Raw genomic sequence first — 1,615 nt, 5'->3', positions numbered from 1 at the left:
GCTGTCACAAGCACGACTGCGTCGGCCCGGCGGGCGGGACTACGCTCATGGTGACTGCCACTTAGCACGGTTGCGGATTGCAGATGTGGTCTAGGGGTTCAAATCCTCTGGTAGTCGCCAACAAACGGCAGGGCGGGCCCTCGGGCCCGCCCTGTTCGCCTCGTGCGGGCCGGTGCCCGCGCCGCCGGGGCCGCCGGTGCGGGCGACCGCGCCGGTCACCGCCTCACCCTCTCCGCCGCTGTTCGCACCGCTCGCGGCCGGAGTAACCCGAGTCGACGTGTCCGGCCGGTCCCGTCAGTGCACGACGACCACTGCCGAGGGCGGTTCCAGGTCGGCGAGCCGGGACGGGCGAACCACCAGGAACAGCACCGCCAGCGCCGCCACCATCCCACCCGCCACCACCAGCGCCATCGCCACCGCACCGTTGCCCAGCACCCCCACCATCGGCGCGGCCACCGCACCGACGCCGAACTGCACGGCACCGAGCAGGGCCGACGCGGTGCCGGCCGCCTCGCCGTGGCGGGACAGCGCCAGCGCCGGGGCGTTCGGCATCGCCAGGCCGGCCGTCGCCAGCACCACCCATAACGTCACCAGCAGGGCGGGCAGCCCGCCGAATCCGGTCACGGCGAAGGCCAGCAGCGCCAGCCCGGCCAGCGTGCCGACGCTCAACGAGGTGACCAGGATGCGCTGCGGGGAGAAACGACGCAGCAGCCGTACGTTGTACTGGGCCGCCCCGATCAGGCCCACCGCGCCCGCCCCGAACGCCAGCGCGAACTGCTGCTCGTCGAGCCCGTACCCCTCCTGGAGGACGAAGGACGAACCGGCCACGTACGCGAACAGCGCCGCCATGGCCAGGCCGGCGACCAGGACGAGCCCCACGAAGGTGCGGTCGCGCAGCAGTGAGCCGTACAGGCCGACGGTCGTCCACACGCCGCCCCGTTGACGACGGGCGGCCGGCAGGGTCTCGGGCAGGCCGATCACGGCGAGCACGGCGAGCAGCACGCCGAAGACGGCAAGCGTCACGAAGACACCCCGCCAGTCGGTCCAGCGCAGCACTCCGCCGCCGAGGGTGGGGGCGAGGATCGGCGCCGCGCCCATCACCAGCAGCAGCCGGGAGAGCAGGGTGGCGAAGGCGGTGCCGTCGAACAGGTCACGCAGCACCGCCATGGCGACCACCGTGGCGGCGGCGACGCCGAGGCCCTGCACCACCCGCAGTGCGCCGAGGACGGCGATGTTGGGGGCGACGACGCAGAGCGCCGAGGCCACGACGTGCACCGCGAGCCCGACGATCAGCGGGCGGCGGCGGCCGACCGCGTCGGAGAGCGGCCCGATCAGCAGTTGACCGAGGGCCAGCCCGGCGAGCGTGCCGGTGAGGGTCAACTGGACGGCCGCCGAAGTGGTCGCGAAGTAGGTGGCGATGGCCGGCAGCGCCGGCAGGTACATGTCGATGGTCAGCGGGCCGATGGCGATCAGCGAGCCGAGGACGAGAACGAGTCGCACGCGCTGCCGGCGGGTCATCAGGTCGCCCGGCGTCGACGCGACCTTCGGCGACTGGTCGTGGACGACATCGGTCATCGGGAAGGCTCCGCCCGGTCGGGGTGCGGCCGGACGGTAA

General features: G+C 73.3%; 1 protein-coding gene. It reads right to left on the bottom strand.

The window, feature by feature from the left end; all coding sequences use genetic code 11:
• Positions 1-294 precede the first annotated feature (294 nt).
• Entirely contained in the window at positions 295-1,575 is a 1,281-nt protein-coding gene (locus AB0K25_RS22645) for a multidrug effflux MFS transporter (protein WP_255597567.1), read from the bottom strand.
• Positions 1,576-1,615: the final 40 nt, after the last annotated feature.

Origin of the sequence: Micromonospora sp. NPDC049257 (genome assembly GCF_040678915.1) — a bacterium.
Lineage (GTDB): Bacteria > Actinomycetota > Actinomycetes > Mycobacteriales > Micromonosporaceae > Micromonospora > Micromonospora antibiotica.
This window is presented reverse-complemented; position numbering and strand designations above follow the sequence as displayed.